Genomic DNA, 18,279 nt, shown 5'->3' with positions numbered 1-18,279 from the left:
TCTTCAACGGCCCGCGCAACCTGGGCAAGACCGTCGCCCTCACCTTCGACGCCGACATGACCGCCGACCAGGGGCACCGCGCGGCCACCGGCGAGCACTTCGACAACCCCGAGCTGATCTCCACCCTGCGCGGGCTGAAGGTTCCGGCCACCGTGTTCATGACCGGCCGATGGGCCGACGAGTACCCGGCCGAGGCCCGCTCCATCGGCCGGGACCCGCTGTTCGAGGTCGCCAACCACTCCTACAGCCACTACGCCTTCACCGGTGACTGCTACGGCCTGCCGACCGTCGACGCGGACCAGATGCGGACGGACGTGCAGCGGGCGTACACCGCCTTCCGCAGGGCGGGCGTGCCGCAACCGCTGCCGTACTTCCGCTTCCCCGGCGGCTGCTACGACCGGCAGGCACTGCGCGCGCTCGACGAACTGCACGTCACCGCGGTGCAGTGGGACGTGGTGAGCGGCGACGCGTTCGCCACCGACGCCGACGCGGTGGCCCGGCAGGTGCTGGACGGGGTGAAGCCCGGGTCCGTGGTCGTGATGCACTGCACGCGCAGCGCCGCCCCGACCACCGAGACCGCCGTCCGCACCATCGTGCCCGAGCTGCGCAAGCGCGGCTTCCGGTTCGTCAAGGTGTCCGACCTGATCGGGCAGTCCGGCGGCCGCTCCTGACCTGCCTACGCTGGAGGCATGAGCGACCAGGACGACGAGACCTACTGCACGAGCATCGACGCCACCAGGCCGCCGGTCGCGGACGGACCGCCCTACGCGGAGTGCGTGCTGTGCCGCGAGCCGACGGAGTACCCGGAGTCGTACAAGGGCATCACGCTGTGCCCCCGGTGCGAGTGGCAGGAGGCACAGCGCACCGCCTGCTCAGGGTGAGCGGCGGCCGGTGAGCGCGCAGGCCACGGCGAAGGCCGCGGTCGCCAGCACGGCCGCCGCGGCCAGTGGCAGCAGCGGCACCGGAACCCGGCCGGACTGCGAGCCGGTGACCAGACCGCTCACCGCGGCCTGGGCCGGGGAGCCCGCGAGGACCACCGAGAGCAGCGCGGCCAGCAGCATCGCGGGCACGGCGCGGCCGGGCGAGCGCAGCAGCGGCGGGTTGGTGAGCGCGCCGACGGCCGAGCCCAGCAGCGCGCAGGCCAGGGCGGCGAGGACGCCGGCCGCGGCCGACTCCAGGGGCGGCACATGGGTGCGGTGGCCGTTGGTGGCGGGATCGCTGATCAGCGTCACGACCAGCGTCGCCGCCGTACCCAGGGCCGCCGCCGCGCCGAGCGCCGTCAGCAGGGCGGCCAGGTGGGCCCGGCCGGGGCCGGTCGCGGCGGCGACGCAGGCACGGGCCGCGGGCGGCTCGTTGGTGACACAGATCCGCACCAGCCAGGCGGCCACGGGCAGCAGGGCCGCGGACGCGTAGCCGAGCGAGTCGAGCACCGGCTGGCCGCTCTGCACGCCGACGGCCAGGAACGCGGCGTACAGGAGGAACGGCGGCAGCCAGCGCTGCGAGCGTATGAGGAGCGCGGCCTGGTAGCGCAGCAGGGCGGTCATGAGCGGCTTTCGGGGTCGGGAGCGGAGCCGCTGGTGCTCACGCTCGCCACGTGCCAGGGCGGACGGGCCGTCAGCAGGGCGCGGAGCAGGACGTCGGAGTGGGACGCGGGGACGGTGAGCCGGTAGGTGCCGGGCGTCGTCTCGTCGGCCGAGGTGAGCATCCGGCCCGCGTCGGGGGGCAGCTGTCCGCCCGGTGCGCCCTGCACGGTGACGACGGCATGCGGGCCGGCCGGTGAACTCTCCTTCTCGGTACGGCGGTTGAGGGTGCCCTCGGCCACCGTGTACGTGGCGTCGGGCGCCCCCGCGAGGCGGCGCGGGTCGTGGTCGACGAAGACCACGGCGCCCCCGGCGGCGGTGCGCTCGGCGACCGCCCGTTCCAGCTCCGCACGGGCCGCCACGTCGAGACCGGTCCAGGCCTCGTCCAGCACGAGCAGTTCCGGCTCGGCGAGCAGGGCCTGCGCCACGGCGACCTTCTGGCTGCTGCCCTTGGACAGCTGGGCCATCGGCGTGCGCGCGTAGGGGCCCGCGCCGAACCGCTCCAGCCAGTCCTCGGCCGCGCGGGCCGCCGTGCGCCTGGACAGGCCGTGGATGGTGCCGAGGTGGGTCAGATAGCCGACGGCCGTGAAGGGCAGGGCCGCCGGGAACCTCTCCGGGACGTACGCCGTGCGGGGGCGGCCGGTGATGCGGCCCTCGGTGGGGGCGTCGAGTCCGGCGAGGAGGCGGAGCAGGGTGGACTTGCCGGTGCCGTTGGCTCCTTCCACGCGGATGAGGGTGCCGGGGGTGATGGCGAGGTCGACGCCTCTTAACACCCAGGGGCCGCGTACGCCGTAGCGGCGGCCCACGCGGGCCAGGAGCAGATCACGTTGCATGAGGTTATTTTCGTCCGGCCGTAGGGTTGGCCGGTGTGAGCCACGATGCGACATCCCCCGCTGACAGTCCCTTCCGGTCCGAGCGTTCCGCACGCGACGCGGCACCGCAGTTCGTGCTGCCGCTGGTCGTACGGATCGAGCGGTCGGCGCCGCCCGCCCGTACAGATGCGCTGGAGACCGCCGCCCGTTCCGTGCTCACGCTGCTGAGTGACGAGCGGGCGCTCGGGGACGGGGAATGGGCGTCCGCGGTGCGGGACTGGCAGGACGCGCGGATCCGCAAGGTGGTGCGCCGGGCCCGCGGCTCCGAGTGGCGGCGGGCGGAGACCCTGCCCGGGATCACGGTCACCGGTAAGTCGGCTCACGTACGGGTCTTCCCGCCCGTACCGCTGGACGGCTGGCCCAAGGACCTGGCGAAGCTCCAGGTGTCCGGCACCGAGCTCGACGACCCGGAGCCGCCCGTCGACCCCGACCGCGCCCAGCCGGTGCTGTGGATGAGCCCCGACCTGGACATGTCGGCCGGGAAGGCGATGGCCCAGGCGGGCCATGGTGCCCAACTCGCCTGGTGGGAACTGTCCGACGAGGAGCGGGCCGCCTGGCGCGACGCCGGTTTCCCGCTCTCCGTGCGCACCGCCGACCGCGCCCACTGGCGCGCGCTGACCGACAGCGGACTGCCGGTGGTCCGTGACGCGGGCTTCACCGAGATCGCGCCCGGCTCCTGCACCGTCGTGGCCGACCACCCGGCGCTTCGTCAGGGGGCGTCGGGGTGACTCGGCTCGACGGCAGGGTGGAACGGGGCAACCGCACCCGGCAGGCGGTGCTGCGCCGCACCGTCGACATCGCCTCCGTCGAGGGGCTGGAGGCGCTGTCGGTCGGACGGCTGGCCGGCGAACTGCGGCTCAGCAAGAGCGGGGTGTTCGCGCTCTTCGGGTCCAAGGAGGAGCTGCAGCTGGCCACCGTGCGCGAGGCGGCCCGGATCTTCGCCGAGCGGGTCGTCCGGCCCGCCGAGGAGACGCCGGCCGGGATCGGCCGGGTGTGGCGGCTGTGCGAACTGTGGCTGGAGTACTCGCGCGGGCGGGTCTTCCCGGGCGGCTGCTTCTTCTACGGGGTCATCGCCGAGTACGACGCGCGTACCGGTCCGGTGCACGACGCGGTGGTGCACGCGCAGCGGTACTGGACGGCGCTGGTGGAGCGCACGATCGACGAGGCCCGCACGGCGGGCGAGCTGCGCCCCGACACCGATGTCCCCCAACTGGCCTTCGAGATGGTGGCGTTGATGGAGACCGCCAACGCCGTCTCGGTGCTGCACGACGAGGAGGGCGTCTACCGCAGGGCCCGGGTGGGCATCGCCGCGCGGTTGCGGGGCGCGGCGGTGGACGGGGTGCCGGTGCCGCGGGCCGACTGAGCCGCCCGCACCACGGACGGGCTTCGGCTTCGGCTTCGGCCTCGGCTTTGGCTCCGGCTTCGGTCTCGCAAAACAACTAGCACGATCGTTCGTATAGTTTTACGGTGGCCGTATGACTGTGACCGGAACGGACATCGTTGAACTCGACCGGATCGCCGTGCACGAGAGCCTGCGGGTGGTGGGGCTGGCGGCGGAGGACGACTGGGGCCGGGACACCCCGTGTGCGGGGTGGAACCTGCGGCGGCTGGTGGCGCACATGACCGCGCAGCACCTCGGGTTCGCGGCGGCCGCGCGCGGGGCGGGAGGGGAGGCGGCCCACTGGCGGGAGCCGGCGGACATGGGCGAACCGGCGCGCGTGCACCGGGTCGCCGCCGCGGCCGTCCTCGCGGCCTTCGCCGAACCGGGCGCGACGGAACGGGAGTTCATGCTGGCGGAGCTGGGCGCCGGCTTCCCTGGCCGGCAGGCGATGAGCTTCCACTTCGTCGACTACGTGGTGCACGCCTGGGACGTCGCCGCGACCCTGGGCGTCGGCCTGGAACTGCCGGACGACGTCCTCGGCGCGGCCCTCGCCGTGGCCCGACGGGTGCCGGCCGCCCCCGAACGCCGGGGCCCGGGGTTCGCCTTCGCCCCGGCGCTGGAGGTGCCGGACGGGTCCGGGCCGCTGGAGGAAGCACTGCGCCTGCTGGGCCGGGAGCCGGGGCGGTGGCCCGTACGGAAGTAAGTCCCCCTGCGTCCGGAGTACGGCGGCAGAGCGCGGCGCCGAACCTCAAATGTTGCTCTGAAGCGGCGGACAACGAGGTTCGGCGCCGCGCTTCGGGGCCATACCCCCGTCACTCGGAGGAGGGGGAAGCGACCATGCGACTGGGTACGGGAATCGGCTGGCGGCCGGAGATCGCCGACGTCGTCGAGCGCATGCCGGGCATCGACTGGGTCGAGGTCGTGGCGGAGAACGTCTGCCCCGGACACCTCCCCGAGTCGCTGCTGCGGCTGCGCGAGCGCGGGGTGACCGTGGTCCCGCACGGCGTCTCGCTCGGCCTCGGGGACGCGGACCGGCCCGACGCGGGGCGGCTGACCGCCCTCGCCGAGCGGACGGCCGCGCTGGGCTCGCCGCTGGTCACCGAGCACATCGCGTTCGTCCGGGCGGGCGGACCGCTGACCGCCTCGCCGCGACTGGAGGCGGGGCACCTGCTGCCCGTGCCGCGCACCCGGGACGCGCTCGACGTGCTGTGCGAGAACGTGCGCATCGCGCAGGACGCGCTGCCCGTGCCGCTGGCCGTGGAGAACATCGCCGCGCTGATCTCCTGGCCCGGCGAGGAGCTGACCGAGGGCCAGTTCCTGTACGAGCTGGCCGACCGGACCGGGGTGCGGCTCCTCATCGACGTGGCGAACCTGCACACCAACCACGTCAACCGGGGAGAGGACCCGGCCGAGGCGCTCGCCGAGCTGCCACTGGAGGCCATCGCGTACGTCCATGTCGCGGGCGGCTTCGAGCGCGACGGCGTCTGGCACGACAGCCACGCCCACCCGGTCCCCCGCCCGGTCCTCGACATCCTGACCGACCTCGCCTCCCGGGTCGCACCGCCCGGCGTCCTGCTGGAGCGGGACGAGAACTTCCCCGAGCCGGCGGAGATGGAGCGAGAGGTGGAGGCGATCCGGCAGGCCGTGACGGCGGGACGCGCGACGGCCGGAACGCACTCCGCACCCACCGCCTCGGACCAGTCGGCGCGGGGCACGGGCGGTGCGGGCGGCGGTGAAGCAGGCGAAGCCCTCGGTGGCTCCCGCGACGCCGCCCGGGAGCGGCTCGGGCTCGCGCAGGCCGCCGTGCTGTCCTCGCTCGTCGCCGGGACGCCCGTGCCCGAGGGGTTCGACCGGGTGCGCATGGGCGTACAGGCGCGGGCGCTGGCCGCGAAGCGGGCCGACGTGGTGGCGAAGGTCGCGCCCGAGCTGCCGGGGATCCTCGGGGACGGGTACCGGCAGGCGTTCCTCGGCTATGCGCAGGCGCATCCGATGACCGGGGGGTACCGGCGCGACGCGCTGGACTTCGCCGGGCGGTTGCTGGGCGAGCGGCGCGTCGAGGACCCGGCGGTGGGGCGGGCGCTGCGGGAGTGGTGGCTGGAGCGGTCGGGTCCGGTGCCGCGGTCCCGGCGGCCGGTCGTGCGGGTGGCCCGGGCGGCGCGGAAGGTGCTGCTGCGCAAGGGGTGAGCCGCGGTACTGCCAGGTGCCATCGGGGCCGTGCTCCTGACCGCAGTACTATGCGGATCCCGCACCCGAAGCGTACTGGCGTGCGGTGCAGGAGGCACCATGCGACCGCGACCCCCGATCAAGGGCCGAGGCATATTCAACGGCACCGGACTCATCATCGCCGGCCTGACGGCGACCCTCGTGGCGTTGGTCTTTCCGATCTGGTCGTACGCCGACCGATCCGGAGTGACCGGCGCGAACGTGCTGAGCGCCGAGACCGTGCGGACCCCGTACGGACCACTGTCCGCGCTGGACCGGGACTTCGTCACCAAGGTCCGGCTGGCCGGCCTGTGGGAGCTGCCCGCCGGGCAGCTGGCGCAGGGCAAGGGCACGACCGATGCCGTACGGACCGCCGGTCAGCACCTGATCGACGGGCACACCTTCCTCGACCAGCGGGTGCGCGAGGTCGCCCAGCGGCTCGGGCTCGGGCTGCCCAACGAGCCCAACGACCAGCAAAAGCAGTGGCTGGCCACGCTGAGCGCGGCGCAGGGGCAGGACTTCGACCGGCAGTTCGCCAACATCCTGCGGTTCGCCCACGGCAAGGTGTTCTCCGTCGTGGCCCAGGTCCGGGCCAGCACCCAGAACTCGCTGGTGCGCGGGCTCGCCGACGACGCCAACACGACCGTCCTCGACCACATCAAGATCCTGGAGGCGACCGGCAACGTCGACTTCGCGCATCTGGCCCGGGACTTGGCCGCGACCAGCCCGCCGGCCGGCACCGGCACCCCGCCGCTGACCGACCCCGGGGCGGCCGTCCCGATCGCCCCCTCGCCCTCCCCGACCTACACGCTCCCGCCGGCCGTCACCGGCCCGCCTCCGACGAACAGCCCCTGACCTGGGCGGGAAACGGAACGTCACGGACCGGCAACACTCCGCCCGGATGGCGAAAAGGGCATGGCGTTTCCCAGGCCCCTGGCATAGAAACACGTCATGTTCTGGGTCCTTCTCCTGCTGCTGGCCTGGGCCGTCGCCGGCACCGCGTGCACCCGGCTGTGCCTGGCCGCCGTACGCGCGGCGGCCGTCGACACGGACGACACGACCGCGGCCCAGGGGCACGATCTGACGCTGTACGAGGCGGCGTTCCTGTCCGGCGGCCCCGCCCGGGTCGCCGATCTCACCCTGGTCTCCATGGCGCGCCAGCGGCGGCTGCTGCTCGCGCACACCGGCTGGGCGACCGTCGTCGACCCGCGCGGGCGGGACGAGATGGAGCGGTCGGTCATAGGGGCCATCGGACCGGAGGGACAGTCCCGCATAGAGCCGGTGCGGTCCGCGGCGGCCGGGGCGGACGCCGTACGTTCTCTCGCCGACGGTCTGGTCCAGGCGGGGCTCGCGGTGCCGGACGGCGCCCGGACGACCGTCGGGGCCGGGCTGCGCCAGGTGCGGGCCGCCGCCGTGGCCGTCCTCGCGCTGGGCGTGACCGCGCTGCTGATGCCGGCTCAGAGCGAGATGCCGCGCGATCTGGTCGCCGTCTGGTTCGCGCTTCCCCTCATCCTGACCCTCAGCTGTCTGGCGATAGCCCGGGTCGAGGCGCACCCGTACTCGCCCTGGGCCTCCCCGGCCGGCCAGCGGCTGCTCGGCACCCTGACCCGGCGGACCGGCGGCGCCGTGGACGACCGTACGTACCTCACCTCGGTCGCCGTCCGCGGGATCCGGGCCGTCGGCGAGCCGGAGCTGCGCGCCGCCTTCGCGCACCGCGACCAGCCCTGGCACGAGTGAGGCCACCGCCCGGCGGCGCATAAGGGGCATTGCGCCCGACACCGGCCGGACGGTGCTTGCCTTCGCCAACGACCGCACGAAACATCCCTATTGTCGCCACAGTGTCCGTACTGCGGTGCCCGTGCCCCGTGCACCGAAGGGATACGCCATGCGAGCCGCCGCCCTCTCCTGCACCGCCGGGTCCTTGCTCCTGACCACCCTGGCCGCGGCCCCCGCCGGCGGCGCCGTCGGCGGCTCGGTCGCGGCGGCCGAACTGCGCGGCACCCGGCTGGCCGCCGAGCGCGCCCGCACCGAGGGCATCGACTTCGGCACCTGCCCGGCCGAGGAGCACGCGCCCGCCGCCCTGCGCTGCGGCACGGTGAGCGTCCCGCTGGACTACACGCGCCCCCGCGGCAAGCAGATCAAGCTGACCGTGAGCCGGATCGAGGCCACCCACAAGGACCCGCACAACAGCAAGCGGAAGGTGCCCCGGCAGGGTGCCCTCGTCTACAACCCGGGCGGTCCCGGCGCCTCCGGCCTCGGCTTCCCGCTGATCGGGGCGCTGCCCGGGTGGAAGCGGATCGCGGCCGCGTACGACCTCGTCGGCTACACCCCGCGCGGGGTGAACCGTTCGGCGCGGCTGTCCTGCGAGGATCCCAAGCGCTTCTTCACGGGGCCCTCGCAGGCACCGACCTACCCCTCGGAGTCGTACAAGAAGGAGCGCATCGCCCGGGCGAAGGCATACGCGAAGGGCTGCGCCCAGCGGTCCGGGAGCGGGCTGCGCCACTACACCTCGCTCAACAACGCCCGCGACCTGGACGTCGTGCGCGCCGCGCTGCGCGAGGACCGGATCACGTTCATGGGGGCCTCGTACGGCACCTACTTCGGGGCCGTGTACGCGACGCTGTTCCCCTCGCACGTACGGCGGATGGTGCTCGACTCGGCGGTGAACCCGGACCCCGGGCAGATCTGGTACCGCAACAACCTGGAGCAGTCGGCCGCGTTCGAGAGCCGCTGGGCCGACTTCCGCGAGTGGGCCGCCCGGCACGACGACGTGTACGGGCTCGGCGACACGGCCGAGAAGGTGGGCGACAGCTACGAGAAGGCGCGGGCGCGACTGGCCGCCGAGCCGGCGGGCGGCACGGTCGGGCCGGGGCAGTTGCAGGGCGCGTTCCTCACGGCCGGGTACTACGACGACTACTGGCCGGGCCGCGCCGAGGCGCTGTCGGCGTATCTGAAGGGCGACCCGAAGCCGCTGGTCAAGATCGCCGGTCCGGCCACCGAGGCGGCCGTCGAGGCGGAGAACGCGAACGCGGTCTACACGGCCGTCGAGTGCAACGACGCGCCCTGGCCCACCGACTGGACGGTGTGGGACCGCGACAACACCCGGCTCGCGCGCGTCGCGCCCTTCGAGACCTGGGACAACGCGTGGACGAACCTGCCGTGCGCCTACTGGCCGGCACCCCGGCAGCATCCGCTCGACGTGCGCACCGGGCCGGGTGAGCTGCCGCCGACGCTGATCCTGGCCGCCGAGCGGGACGCGGCCACGCCCTACGACGGCGCGCTGGAGCTGAACCGGCGGCTGGCCGACTCGGTGCTGGTGACCGAGCGGGACTCCGGCACGCACGGCCTCGCGGGCGGGCCGAACGAGTGCGTCAACGCCTACCTCGACGCGTACCTGCTGGAGGGCCGGCTGCCGGAGCGGCGCGCCGCGTGTGCGGCGCGCCCGGAGCCGAAGCCCGAGACGCCGGCCGACCGCGCCCGCAAGCAGAAGCTGCGGGAGTCCCTGAAGGGCAAGGCCGACCAGCGCTGATCAACGCGTCAGGCGAGACCCTCGACCAGCTCGGCCACCGACTTGCGGCGCCCCGTGAAGAAGGGGACCTCCTCGCGGACGTGCATGCGGGCCTCCGAGGCGCGCAGGTGACGCATGAGGTCGACGATGCGGTAGAGCTCGTCGGCCTCGAAGGCCAGCATCCACTCGTAGTCGCCCAGCGAGAACGAGGCGACCGTGTTGGCGCGCACGTCCGGGTAGCCGCGGGCCATCTTGCCGTGGTCGGCGAGCATGCGGCGGCGGTCCTCGTCGGGCAGCAGGTACCAGTCGTAGGAGCGCACGAACGGGTAGACGCTGATGTAGTTGCGGGGCGTCTCGTCGGCGAGGAACGCCGGGATGTGCGAGCGGTTGAACTCGGCGGGGCGGTGCAGCGCCATGTTCGACCAGACCGGCTCCAGCGTTCGGCCCAGCTTCGTCCGGCGGAAGAGGTTGTACGCCTCCTGGAGCTGGTCGCTCGTCTCGGCGTGCCACCAGATCATGAGGTCGGCGTCGGCGCGCAGACCGGACACGTCGTACGTGCCGCGGACGGTCACGTCCTTGGCGGCGAGCTGGTCGAACAGCTCCTGGACCTCGTCGGCGTAACCCGCGCGGTCCTCCGGCAGCACGTCCTTCAGCTTGAAGACGGACCAGAGGGTGTAGCGGATGACCTCGTTGAGGTCCTTGGCCAGCTTGCCCTTGTTCGGGATCCTGCCGGACTCGGTGGTGGGGGCGTCGTCACTCATGTCCCTTATTCTCCCGCTCCGCCGTGAAGGCTCTGCACCGGGTTGGCGGTGAGCTCCTGCACACCGTCGAGGTCGCCGCCCAGCTGGTCCACGGCGGCGTACGCGCTCGCGATGCACGCCGGGATGCCGACGCCGTCGTACGCCGCGCCGCACACGGCGAGGCCGGGCAGCTTCGCGACCTGCTCGCGGACGCGGGCCACGCGCGCGTGGTGGCCCACCGGGTACTGCGGCAGGCCGTCGGTCCAGCGGGTCACGACGGTCCGCACGGGCGTGGCGTCGAGACCGGTGGCCGCCTTGAGGTCCCGCCGGGACACCTCGACGAGGTCGGCGTCCTCGTGCCGGAGGATCTCCGTCTCGCCGTACCGCCCGACGGAAGTGCGCAGGACGACCACGTCCGGGTCGTCGCCGGCGGACGGGCCCCACTTCCGGGAGGAGAACGTCGACGCCTTGATGGTGCGGCCGTCGACGGGCGGGACCAGGAAGCCGCTGCCCTCGGGCAGCGAGACCGCGTCGCGGCGGTAGGCGAGGGTCACCAGGGCCATGGAGGCGTACTCGACGGCACGCAGCTCGGCGGCGGCCCCGGGGGACTCGTCGGCCAGCAGTTCGGCGGCCACGGGCGCGGGCACGGCGACGACCACGGCGTCGGCGTGCAGGACGCGGTCGCCGGCCGTCACGCGCCAGCCGCCGTCGGCGTCCCGGCGCAGCTCCGTCACCGGTCGTGAGGTGAGGATCTCGCCGCCGCGCGCGGTGACGGACTCGGCGACGGCCTCGGGCAGGGTGCCGACACCGCCCTCGATGCCCATGAACACGGGCCCGGTCTGCGGGCTCGCCGCCGCCTTCGCCTGGATCTCGCGGACGGCCTCGGTCAGGGAGTCGTGGGTCCGGGCGGCCTGGAAGAGCTGCGGCACCGCCGAGCGCATCGAGATGCGGTAGGCGTCGCCCGCGTACACCCCGCCGAGCAGGGGCTCGACGAGGCGGTCGACGACCTCGCGGCCGAGCCGCGCCGCCACGTACTCGCCGACCGCCACGTCCTCGCCGACCTCCGTGCGGGGCAGGTCGGCGTCGCGCTCGATGCGGGCGAGGCCCTCGTCGGACAGCACGCCGGACAGGGCGGACGCACTGCCGGGGACGCCCATCACATGCCCCTTGGGCATGGGGCGCAGGGCGCCGCGGGTCCAGATCGAGGCGGTCGCGGTGGCGGGCGTGCGGAGGCGGTCGGCGAGGCCCACCGCGCGCGCGAGGTCCACCGCTTCGGGGCGGCGGGCCAGCATCGACTCGGCGCCGAGGTCGATCCGCACGCCCTCGATCCGCCCGGCCCGCAGTTTGCCGCCGAGCCTGCGGCCCGCCTCCAGCACGGTCACGCGCGCGCCGCGCTCCAGCAGCCGGTGCGCGGCGGCCAGCCCCGCGATACCGGCCCCGATGACGACGGCATGGCCCGTGCCCGTACGTGATCCGCTCATGGCTCCACCTTCTCAGACGGCACCGACATTCCCGCCAGGGCCATGTGGCCCTGCCGAGTCCCGACCGTGACCGCATCGGGACCGGCTCGGGACCGTCCCGGTCAAACGCGCGGGCCGCTCGCGGCGTCGAAGGAGCGTCAGTCGTCACGACCCTCGGGGGTACCGATCCCATGCGCACACGACGCTCCGCACGACCGGCCCAGGCCCTGGCCGGAATCCTGGTCGCCACCGCACTCGCGCTCGCGGGCTGCAGCGGCGCGAACGACTCCGGCGGCGGCTCCAAGTCCGCGGCGGGCGCGGCCGCACAGGAAGACTCGGGAAGCTTCGCGGCCGACGCCGACGGCAAGGGCGGCTCGGACACCGCCCGGGCCAAGGCACCCGACCTCACCGCGAACCACATCATCCGCACCGCCTCCCTCACCGTTCGGGTCAAGGACGTGCCCAAGGCGCTGGACGAGGCCCGCGCCACCGCCGAGAACGCGGGCGGCTACGTCGGCAAGGAGAGCACCCGCCGCGACACCCGGGGCCACGAGCGCACCCGCGTGGTGCTGCGCGTCCCCGTCGAGAAGTACGACGAGGTCCTCGCCGACCTCCAGGGCGCGGGCAGGCTGATCGACCGCACCGCGAACGCGCAGGACGTCACCGAACAGGTGGTGGACGTGGACAGCCGCATCAAGTCGCAGCGGGCCAGCGTGGCCCGGGTCCGCGAGCTGATGGACAAGGCGACCAAGCTCAGTGACGTGGTCACCCTGGAAGGGGAGTTGAGCAGCCGCGAGGCCGACCTGGAGGCCCTGCTCGCCCAGCAGTCGTCCCTGAAGGACCGCACGAGCCTGGCCACCATCACCCTGTCGCTGACCGAGACGCCGGTGAAGAAGGCCACGAAGGACGACTCGCCCGGCTTCGTGGACGCGCTGGCCGGCGGCTGGCACGTCTTCGTCGCGATGCTGCGCTGGATCGCCCTCGCCCTCGGCGCCGTGCTGCCGTTCGCCGCCCTGGCCGCGCTGCTCGTGCTGCTGTGGCTGCGGGTCGTACGCCCCCGTCCGCGCCGCGCGACGCCCGCGCCCGACGAGGAGAGCTGACCGGACCCGGCCCGCCCCGTGCCCGTAGCGTGGTCTCCATGAGCATGAGCGGTGGACGGGGCGACAGGGAACGGCTGGTCGTGATCGGCGCCGACGCCGCGGGGATGTCCGCGGCGTCGCAGGCGCGCCGCACGCGGGGGCCCGCCGAGCTGGAGATCGTGGCGTTCGAACGCGGCCACTTCACGTCGTTCTCGGCGTGCGGCATCCCGTACTGGGTCGGCGGTGAGGTACCCGAGCGGGACCGGCTGATCGCGCGGACGCCCGAGGAGCACCGGGCGCGCGACATCGACCTGCGCATGCGCACCGAGGTCACGGAGATCGACGTGGACCGGCGGCGGGTACGCGCGCGTGACGTCGATTCCGGCGCCGAGGAGTGGACGTCGTACGACAAGCTCGTGATCGCGACGGGCGCCCGCCCGATCCGCCCGGACATGCCCGGCGTCGACGCCCCCGGCGTGCACGGGGTGCAGACCCTCGACGACGGCCAGGCCCTGCTGGACACCCTGGCGGGCACGCGTGGGCGCCGCGCGGTGGTCGTCGGCGCGGGCTACATCGGCGTCGAGATGGCGGAGGCCCTGATCAACCGCGGCTACGAGGTGACCGTCCTCAACCGCGGCAAGGAACCGATGTCCACCCTCGACCCGGACATGGGCCGCCTGGTGCACACGGCCATGACCGGCCTGGGCATCACCATGGTCGACGACGCGACGGTGACCAAGGTGCTCACCGGGCAGGACGGCCGGGTGCGGGCGGTGGCCACGGACGACGCCGAGTACCCGGCGGACGTGGTGGTGCTCGGCATCGGCGTGTGCCCGGAGACGGCGCTGGCGAGGGCGGCGGGGCTGCCCCTCGGCCGCCACGGCGGCCTGCTCACCGACCGCGCGATGCGGGTGCGCGGCCACACGGACATCTGGGCCGGCGGGGACTGCGTCGAGGTGCTCGACCTGGTCTCGGGGCAGGACCGGCACATCGCGCTCGGCACCCACGCCAACAAGCACGGCCAGGTCATCGGCACCAACGTCGGCGGCGGTTACGCGACGTTCCCGGGCGTGGTCGGGACGGCGGTGAGCAAGGTCTGCGACCTGGAGATCGCCCGCACCGGACTGCGGGAGAAGGACGCGCGCCGGGTCGGCCTCCAGTTTGAGACGGTGACCATCGAGTCGACCAGCCGCGCCGGTTACTACCCCGGCGCCTCCCCGATGACGGTGAAGATGCTCGCCGAACGCCGCACCGGGCGGCTGCTCGGCGTGCAGATCGTCGGCAGGGAGGGCGCGGCCAAGCGCGTCGACGTCGCCGCGGTCGCGCTGACGGCGGGCATGACGGTGGAACAGATGACGGCCCTGGACCTGGGCTACGCCCCGCCGTTCTCGCCGGTGTGGGACCCGGTACTGGTCGCGGCGAGAAAAGCGGCGGCGAAGGTGCGCGCGGGGATCTGTTAGGCGGTACCGCTGATGCGGGGCAGGGAGGTCACGCTCGGGGCCGACGACGTGGCGGCGGGCTGCTCCCCCGCGGGCTTGGCGTGGGCGGCGGAGGGCCTGGTGGACCGCAGCCGGTTGCTCACCGCCTCGTCCAGGGTGACGGGCCGCTGCGTCTGCGCGGCCAGCCGTCCGGCCTCCTGGCCGAGCCGGGCCACGTCTTCCCAGGGGAGCCGTACGACAAGGGAGAGCTCGGCCTCCCCGTCGGGCAGCGCGTGCATCGGAGGAGTAACTCGCTCGTTCATCGCCTGATCCTCACGTCGGTTGACGAGTGATACGGGCGTCCGGTCGGCCGTGTTCACCGATTCGCGCGCCGGATCGGGGGCAGTACTTGTGTGTGGTCATCCCCGTCCATGACGTGAATCCGGTGCGCGGCACCCCCTGGGTGACCTACGCGCTCATCGCCGCCAACGTGCTCGTCTTCGTGTCGACGCCGGGCATCGCCGGTTCCGTGGCGGGCGGCAGCGATCTGGCTCAACTGTGCCATCTGCAGGCGTTCATGGATCACTACGCGGCGGTGCCCAGGGAGCTGATCCACCATCAGCTCCCCCGGCTGGTCCCGACCGGCGCCGTGGGGATCGGCCCGCACGGACCGGGGTGCGTGGTGGGGCCGGCGGGCTACGACAAGTCGCCCGAACTGTCGGTCTTCACGGCGATGTTCCTGCACGGCAGCTGGCTGCACCTGCTGGGCAACATGCTGTTCCTGCTGATCTTCGGCAACAACGTCGAGGACCGGACGGGCCACGTCCGGTACCTGCTCTTCTACGTCGTCTGCGGCTACGCGGCCGGGTACGGCTTCGCGCTGCTCAACGACGGCTCGGGCGACCCGCTGATCGGCGCGTCCGGGGCGATCGCCGGGGTCCTGGGCGCCTATCTGGTGCTGTTCCCGAGGGCCAGGGTCTGGGTCCTGGTCCCGTTCCTGATCTTCCTGCCGCTGCGGCTGCCCGCCTGGCTGGTGCTGGGCTTCTGGTTCGCGCTGCAGGCGGTGTACTCCTCCGGCCAGGGCGTCTCCGACGCCGGGACCGTGGCGTACGCGGCGCATGTGGTCGGCTTCGTGGTGGGCATGCTGCTGGCCCTGCCGCTGCGCCCGGGCACCCCGCCGCCGCCGGAGCCGCCCGGCCTGCTGTTCGGCAGGCAGGCCCGGCCCCGGCACACGTGGTGACTCAGCGGGCGGTCTGCGTGTGCACGTACTCCACGAGCCGGGTCAGCGCGTCCGGGTCGGTGGACGGCATCACGCCGTGGCCCAGGTTGAAGACATGGCCTTCGAGACCGGCGGCCGCGTCGAGCACCTCGCGCGCCTTGGTCTCCACCGCGTCCTTGCCGGCGAACAGGACGGCCGGGTCGAGATTGCCCTGGAGCGCCTTGCCGGGGCCGACGCGGCGGGCGGCCTCGTTGAGCGGGACCCGGTAGTCGACGCCGACGACGTCCGCGCCGGCCTCGCCCATGAGCTTCAGCAGTTCGCCGGTGCCGACGCCGAAGTGGATGCGCGGGACGCCGTATCCGGCGACGGCGTCGAAGACCTTCGCGGAGGCGGGCAGCACCGAGCGCCGGTAGTCGGCGGGGGCCAGCGCTCCGGCCCAGGAGTCGAAGAGCTGGACGGCGGAGGCGCCGGCCTCGATCTGCACCTTGAGGAACGCGCCCGTGATGTCGGCGAGGCGGTCGAGCAGGTCGGCCCAGAGCTCCGGGTCGCCGTACATCATCGCCTTGGCGTTCTCGTACGTGCGCGAGGGGCCGCCCTCGACGAGGTAGCTCGCGAGGGTGAACGGGGCGCCGGCGAAGCCGATCAGCGGGGTCGGGCCGAGCTCGGCGGTGAGCAGGCCGACGGCCTCGGTGACGTAGGAGACGTCCTCGGGGGTGAGGTCGCGGAGCTGGGCGAGGTCGGCGCGGGTGCGGATCGGGTGCGCGACGACCGGTCCGACGCCGGGCTTGATGTCGAGGTCGACGCCGATGGCCTTGAGCGGGACGACGATGTCGCTGTAGTAGATCGCCGCGTCCACGTTGTGCCGACGGACGGGCTGGAGGGTGATCTCGGCGACCAGCTCGGGCCGCGTGCACGACTCCAGCATCGGGATGCCCTCGCGCACCTTGTGGTACTCCGGCAGCGAACGGCCGGCCTGGCGCATGAACCACACGGGGGTGTGCGGCACGGGTTCACGCCTGCACGCCTTGAGGAAGGCACTGTCGTACGTCGCTGTCGGCTGCTGGCCCGTGGGGCTTCCGTTCGCACTCACGACGAAAAGTCTCCCACGCCCCGGAAGCCGACATGGCAGCGCCCTTCTGGGGTGTCTCGACCTGCGCGGCGCGTCCGTTCCCTTAATCTTCCCCGCATGGCTGCGGCTCAGGGACGACTGTCGGACGGCGCTGGCGGGATGGACGACGCGAAGGGCACGGAGGAGGCGGACCGAGATAAAGACGGTTCGGCCCCGCCACCCTTCCGGGTCGCGGTCGAGGCACTGCGCTGTGCTCGGCTGCGGCCGCAGGTGGAGGTGGAGCCGACGCCCGCCCCGCAGCGGCTCGCCCCCTTCGCCTACGCCCTGGAGGCCGCGGTCGTCGACGGCGACCAGGACCTCGCCGACGGGCGCCTGATCCTGCTGCACGACCCGGCCGGCCACGAGGCCTGGCACGGGACGTTCCGGCTGGTGACGCTGGTGCGTGCGGAGCTGGAGTCGGAGATGGCCGCCGATCCGCTGCTGCCGGAGGTCTGCTGGTCGTGGCTGACCGGCGCGTTCCAGGCGCGCGGGCTGTCGTACGGCGAGGCGAGCGGCACCGTCACGCGCGCGAGTTCGCACTACTTCGGCGGGCTGTCCGAGCGGCCCGCCGCCTCGCAGATCGAGATCCGCGCCTCGTGGACGCCGCGGGAGGGTCTGGGCGGGGTCCCGGACACCGCGGCCCACCTGTCCGCCTGGTGCGACCTGCTGGCCCAGGTCGCCGGGCTGCCGCCGGCCGCCCCCGGCGACGCCTCGGTGGTGACCCTGCCGCAGCGCCGGGGGCCGCAGTCCCGCTGACGTCCGCCCGCCGGTTTCGCCTCCTGCTGGTTGATCATCATCTGGTTGACCATCTCTTTGTCGATACGGCCACTTTCAGTCCCGTAAGTGAACCCGCCCGAACCGACTCGATCTTCGGATGATCGATCGCGTGTCCGAATTGCACGGATTGTTACTCACCAGATCGTGATCATTCTCTAAAGGCGGACGCGTTTGGTGCCGAAGACGACTGTGACCTTGAAAGCACGGTTCGTCCCGGCTTCATCCCCAGAGCCGGCCCGTCCCGCACCCCAGGAGGCCTGGTGTCCGTTCTCCTTGAGCAACCCGCAAGCCTGGTCGCCTACCGCCCGAACAAGCCGACCGCCATGGTGGTCGTGGCCGACCCGCGCGTCCGCTCCACCGTCACCCGCCATCTGTGGGCGCTCGGTGTGCGCGATGTCATCGAAGCCTCGTCCATCGCGGAGGCTCGTCCCCGCATCGGCAACCCCCGCGACATCTGCGTCGCCGACGTCCACCTCCCGGATGGCTCCGGCCTGACCCTCCTGTCCGAGACCCGCGCCGCGGGCTGGCCCAACGGCCTGGCCCTGTCGGCAGCCGACGACATCGGCGCCGTGCGCAACGCCCTGGCCGGCGGGGTCAAGGGATACGTCGTCACCGGCACCCGCACCAACATCGGGCTCCCCACCCGACCGGGCGGCGCTCCCCTCGGCTCCGCCGCCCGTATGCACCGCCGCCCCCCGGGTGCCCCGAGCCACCCGGGCGGCTACCGCGAGCTTTCCGGCCGTGAGGTCGAGGTGCTGCGCCTGGTCGCGGAGGGCCAGTCCAACAAGGCGATCGGCGTCTCGATGGGCCTGTCCGCGCTGACCGTCAAGAGCCACCTCGCCCGCATCGCCCGCAAGCTCGGCACGGGCGACCGCGCCGGGATGGTCGCGGTGGCCCTGCGCACCGGCATCATCCACTGACCCGCCGCCCGACTC

Annotated in this window: 20 protein-coding genes; 14 read left to right on the top strand and 6 right to left on the bottom strand. The window is 73.4% G+C overall.

Annotated elements, in window-relative coordinates; genetic code table 11:
- Together IPZ69_RS42450 and IPZ69_RS42445 are read left to right on the top strand one after the other, a co-directional pair.
- Positions 1 to 671, top strand: a 671-nt coding sequence (locus tag IPZ69_RS42450; RefSeq protein ID WP_235460229.1) for a polysaccharide deacetylase family protein, incomplete at its 5' end; no start/stop codon positions are given.
- 18 nt (positions 672 to 689) lie between these two features.
- Positions 690 to 881: a hypothetical protein gene (locus tag IPZ69_RS42445; RefSeq protein ID WP_235460228.1), complete on the top strand. Its 192-nt coding sequence runs from the start codon at positions 690 to 692 to the stop codon at positions 879 to 881.
- On the opposite strand, the gene IPZ69_RS42440 is transcribed toward IPZ69_RS42445, so the two are convergent.
- Positions 873 to 1,544 (bottom strand): ABC transporter, encoded by a 672-nt coding sequence (locus IPZ69_RS42440; protein ID WP_235460227.1) that lies wholly within the window; start codon positions 1,542 to 1,544, stop codon positions 873 to 875. The genes IPZ69_RS42445 and IPZ69_RS42440 overlap by 9 nt on opposite strands.
- Positions 1,541 to 2,413, bottom strand: coding sequence for an ABC transporter ATP-binding protein (locus IPZ69_RS42435; protein WP_235460226.1), 873 nt, complete (start codon positions 2,411 to 2,413; stop codon positions 1,541 to 1,543). The genes IPZ69_RS42440 and IPZ69_RS42435 overlap by 4 nt, the downstream gene beginning before the upstream one ends.
- A 35-nt stretch (positions 2,414 to 2,448) precedes the next feature.
- On the opposite strand from IPZ69_RS42435, the gene IPZ69_RS42430 reads away from it, so the two are divergent.
- The 7 genes from IPZ69_RS42430 to IPZ69_RS42400 all read left to right on the top strand — a co-directional run bounded on the left by IPZ69_RS42430 (position 2,449) and on the right by IPZ69_RS42400 (position 9,564).
- Positions 2,449 to 3,180, top strand: a complete 732-nt coding sequence (locus IPZ69_RS42430) for an aminoacyl-tRNA hydrolase (protein WP_235460225.1) — start codon at positions 2,449 to 2,451, stop codon at positions 3,178 to 3,180.
- Positions 3,177 to 3,815 carry a TetR/AcrR family transcriptional regulator gene (locus IPZ69_RS42425; protein ID WP_235460223.1) on the top strand — a complete coding sequence of 213 codons (639 nt, stop codon included), beginning with the start codon at positions 3,177 to 3,179 and terminating at the stop codon, positions 3,813 to 3,815. Before IPZ69_RS42430 ends, IPZ69_RS42425 begins: the two co-directional genes overlap by 4 nt.
- Before the next feature lie 112 nt (positions 3,816 to 3,927).
- Positions 3,928 to 4,536 carry a TIGR03086 family metal-binding protein gene (locus IPZ69_RS42420; RefSeq protein WP_235460221.1) on the top strand — a complete coding sequence of 203 codons (609 nt, stop codon included), beginning with the start codon at positions 3,928 to 3,930 and terminating at the stop codon, positions 4,534 to 4,536.
- Positions 4,537 to 4,670: 134 nt separating this feature from the next.
- Positions 4,671 to 6,017 carry a DUF692 domain-containing protein gene (locus IPZ69_RS42415; protein WP_235460219.1) on the top strand — a complete coding sequence of 449 codons (1,347 nt, stop codon included), beginning with the start codon at positions 4,671 to 4,673 and terminating at the stop codon, positions 6,015 to 6,017.
- Positions 6,018 to 6,116: 99 nt separating this feature from the next.
- Positions 6,117 to 6,890, top strand: a complete 774-nt coding sequence (locus tag IPZ69_RS42410) for a DUF4142 domain-containing protein (protein ID WP_235460217.1) — start codon at positions 6,117 to 6,119, stop codon at positions 6,888 to 6,890.
- 96 nt (positions 6,891 to 6,986) lie between these two features.
- A complete protein-coding gene (locus IPZ69_RS42405; RefSeq protein WP_235460215.1) occupies positions 6,987 to 7,772 on the top strand; it encodes a TIGR04222 domain-containing membrane protein in 786 nt (261 codons plus the stop codon).
- A 148-nt stretch (positions 7,773 to 7,920) separates the two neighbouring features.
- Positions 7,921 to 9,564, top strand: a complete 1,644-nt coding sequence (locus IPZ69_RS42400) for an alpha/beta hydrolase (RefSeq protein ID WP_235460212.1) — start codon at positions 7,921 to 7,923, stop codon at positions 9,562 to 9,564.
- A gap of 8 nt (positions 9,565 to 9,572) precedes the next feature.
- Here the strand turns inward: IPZ69_RS42400 and hemQ are convergent, their stop codons facing one another.
- Together hemQ and hemG are read right to left on the bottom strand one after the other, a co-directional pair.
- Positions 9,573 to 10,304 (bottom strand): hydrogen peroxide-dependent heme synthase, encoded by a 732-nt coding sequence (gene hemQ / locus IPZ69_RS42395; RefSeq protein ID WP_235460210.1) that lies wholly within the window; start codon positions 10,302 to 10,304, stop codon positions 9,573 to 9,575.
- Positions 10,305 to 10,309: 5 nt separating this feature from the next.
- On the bottom strand, positions 10,310 to 11,764 hold the full coding sequence (gene hemG / locus IPZ69_RS42390) for a protoporphyrinogen oxidase (RefSeq protein WP_235460208.1): 1,455 nt from the start codon (positions 11,762 to 11,764) through the stop codon (positions 10,310 to 10,312).
- A 170-nt stretch (positions 11,765 to 11,934) separates the two neighbouring features.
- On the opposite strand from hemG, the gene IPZ69_RS42385 reads away from it, so the two are divergent.
- Complete coding sequence (locus IPZ69_RS42385) at positions 11,935 to 12,843, top strand: DUF4349 domain-containing protein (RefSeq protein ID WP_235460206.1); 909 nt, start codon at positions 11,935 to 11,937, stop codon at positions 12,841 to 12,843.
- 38 nt (positions 12,844 to 12,881) lie between these two features.
- Complete coding sequence (locus IPZ69_RS42380) at positions 12,882 to 14,282, top strand: FAD-dependent oxidoreductase (protein WP_235460204.1); 1,401 nt, start codon at positions 12,882 to 12,884, stop codon at positions 14,280 to 14,282.
- Here IPZ69_RS42380 and IPZ69_RS42375 read toward each other — a convergent pair.
- Complete coding sequence (locus tag IPZ69_RS42375; RefSeq protein WP_235460202.1) at positions 14,279 to 14,563, bottom strand: hypothetical protein; 285 nt, start codon at positions 14,561 to 14,563, stop codon at positions 14,279 to 14,281. The genes IPZ69_RS42380 and IPZ69_RS42375 overlap by 4 nt on opposite strands.
- A gap of 92 nt (positions 14,564 to 14,655) precedes the next feature.
- Here IPZ69_RS42375 and IPZ69_RS42370 point away from each other — a divergent pair, with 92 nt between their 5' ends.
- Positions 14,656 to 15,480, top strand: a complete 825-nt coding sequence (locus IPZ69_RS42370; protein ID WP_235460200.1) for a rhomboid family intramembrane serine protease — start codon at positions 14,656 to 14,658, stop codon at positions 15,478 to 15,480.
- 1 nt (position 15,481) lies between these two features.
- On the opposite strand, the gene hemE is transcribed toward IPZ69_RS42370, so the two are convergent.
- A complete protein-coding gene (hemE, locus tag IPZ69_RS42365; protein WP_235460198.1) occupies positions 15,482 to 16,549 on the bottom strand; it encodes a uroporphyrinogen decarboxylase in 1,068 nt (355 codons plus the stop codon).
- 96 nt (positions 16,550 to 16,645) lie between these two features.
- Between hemE and IPZ69_RS42360 the strand changes: the two genes are divergently transcribed.
- Together IPZ69_RS42360 and IPZ69_RS42355 are read left to right on the top strand one after the other, a co-directional pair.
- The gene (locus tag IPZ69_RS42360) at positions 16,646 to 17,323 is read left to right on the top strand and encodes a DUF3000 domain-containing protein (RefSeq protein ID WP_235460197.1); all 678 of its coding nucleotides are present in this window, start codon (positions 16,646 to 16,648) and stop codon (positions 17,321 to 17,323) included.
- A 281-nt stretch (positions 17,324 to 17,604) separates the two neighbouring features.
- Positions 17,605 to 18,264 carry a response regulator transcription factor gene (locus tag IPZ69_RS42355; RefSeq protein ID WP_235460195.1) on the top strand — a complete coding sequence of 220 codons (660 nt, stop codon included), beginning with the start codon at positions 17,605 to 17,607 and terminating at the stop codon, positions 18,262 to 18,264.
- Positions 18,265 to 18,279: the final 15 nt, after the last annotated feature.

The sequence above is a fragment of the Streptomyces olivochromogenes genome (assembly GCF_021538895.1).
Lineage (GTDB): Bacteria > Actinomycetota > Actinomycetes > Streptomycetales > Streptomycetaceae > Streptomyces > Streptomyces olivochromogenes_A.
Note: the sequence above shows the minus strand (reverse complement) of the source record. Positions and strands in the feature narration are given on the sequence as shown.

What these genes read in the sequence shown, in the direction of transcription:
- IPZ69_RS42445 (WP_235460228.1), top strand. Translation starts at nt 690, where the DNA reads ATGAGCGACCAGGACGACGAGACCTACTGCACGAGCATCGACGCCACC.
- IPZ69_RS42440 (WP_235460227.1), bottom strand. Translation starts at nt 1,544, where the DNA reads ATGACCGCCCTGCTGCGCTACCAGGCCGCGCTCCTCATACGCTCGCAG.
- IPZ69_RS42435 (WP_235460226.1), bottom strand. Translation starts at nt 2,413, where the DNA reads ATGCAACGTGATCTGCTCCTGGCCCGCGTGGGCCGCCGCTACGGCGTA.
- IPZ69_RS42420 (WP_235460221.1), top strand. Translation starts at nt 3,928, where the DNA reads ATGACTGTGACCGGAACGGACATCGTTGAACTCGACCGGATCGCCGTG.
- IPZ69_RS42415 (WP_235460219.1), top strand. Translation starts at nt 4,671, where the DNA reads ATGCGACTGGGTACGGGAATCGGCTGGCGGCCGGAGATCGCCGACGTC.
- IPZ69_RS42410 (WP_235460217.1), top strand. Translation starts at nt 6,117, where the DNA reads ATGCGACCGCGACCCCCGATCAAGGGCCGAGGCATATTCAACGGCACC.
- IPZ69_RS42405 (WP_235460215.1), top strand. Translation starts at nt 6,987, where the DNA reads ATGTTCTGGGTCCTTCTCCTGCTGCTGGCCTGGGCCGTCGCCGGCACC.
- IPZ69_RS42400 (WP_235460212.1), top strand. Translation starts at nt 7,921, where the DNA reads ATGCGAGCCGCCGCCCTCTCCTGCACCGCCGGGTCCTTGCTCCTGACC.
- hemQ (WP_235460210.1), bottom strand. Translation starts at nt 10,304, where the DNA reads ATGAGTGACGACGCCCCCACCACCGAGTCCGGCAGGATCCCGAACAAG.
- hemG (WP_235460208.1), bottom strand. Translation starts at nt 11,764, where the DNA reads ATGAGCGGATCACGTACGGGCACGGGCCATGCCGTCGTCATCGGGGCC.
- IPZ69_RS42385 (WP_235460206.1), top strand. Translation starts at nt 11,935, where the DNA reads ATGCGCACACGACGCTCCGCACGACCGGCCCAGGCCCTGGCCGGAATC.
- IPZ69_RS42380 (WP_235460204.1), top strand. Translation starts at nt 12,882, where the DNA reads ATGAGCATGAGCGGTGGACGGGGCGACAGGGAACGGCTGGTCGTGATC.
- IPZ69_RS42375 (WP_235460202.1), bottom strand. Translation starts at nt 14,563, where the DNA reads ATGAACGAGCGAGTTACTCCTCCGATGCACGCGCTGCCCGACGGGGAG.
- IPZ69_RS42360 (WP_235460197.1), top strand. Translation starts at nt 16,646, where the DNA reads ATGGCTGCGGCTCAGGGACGACTGTCGGACGGCGCTGGCGGGATGGAC.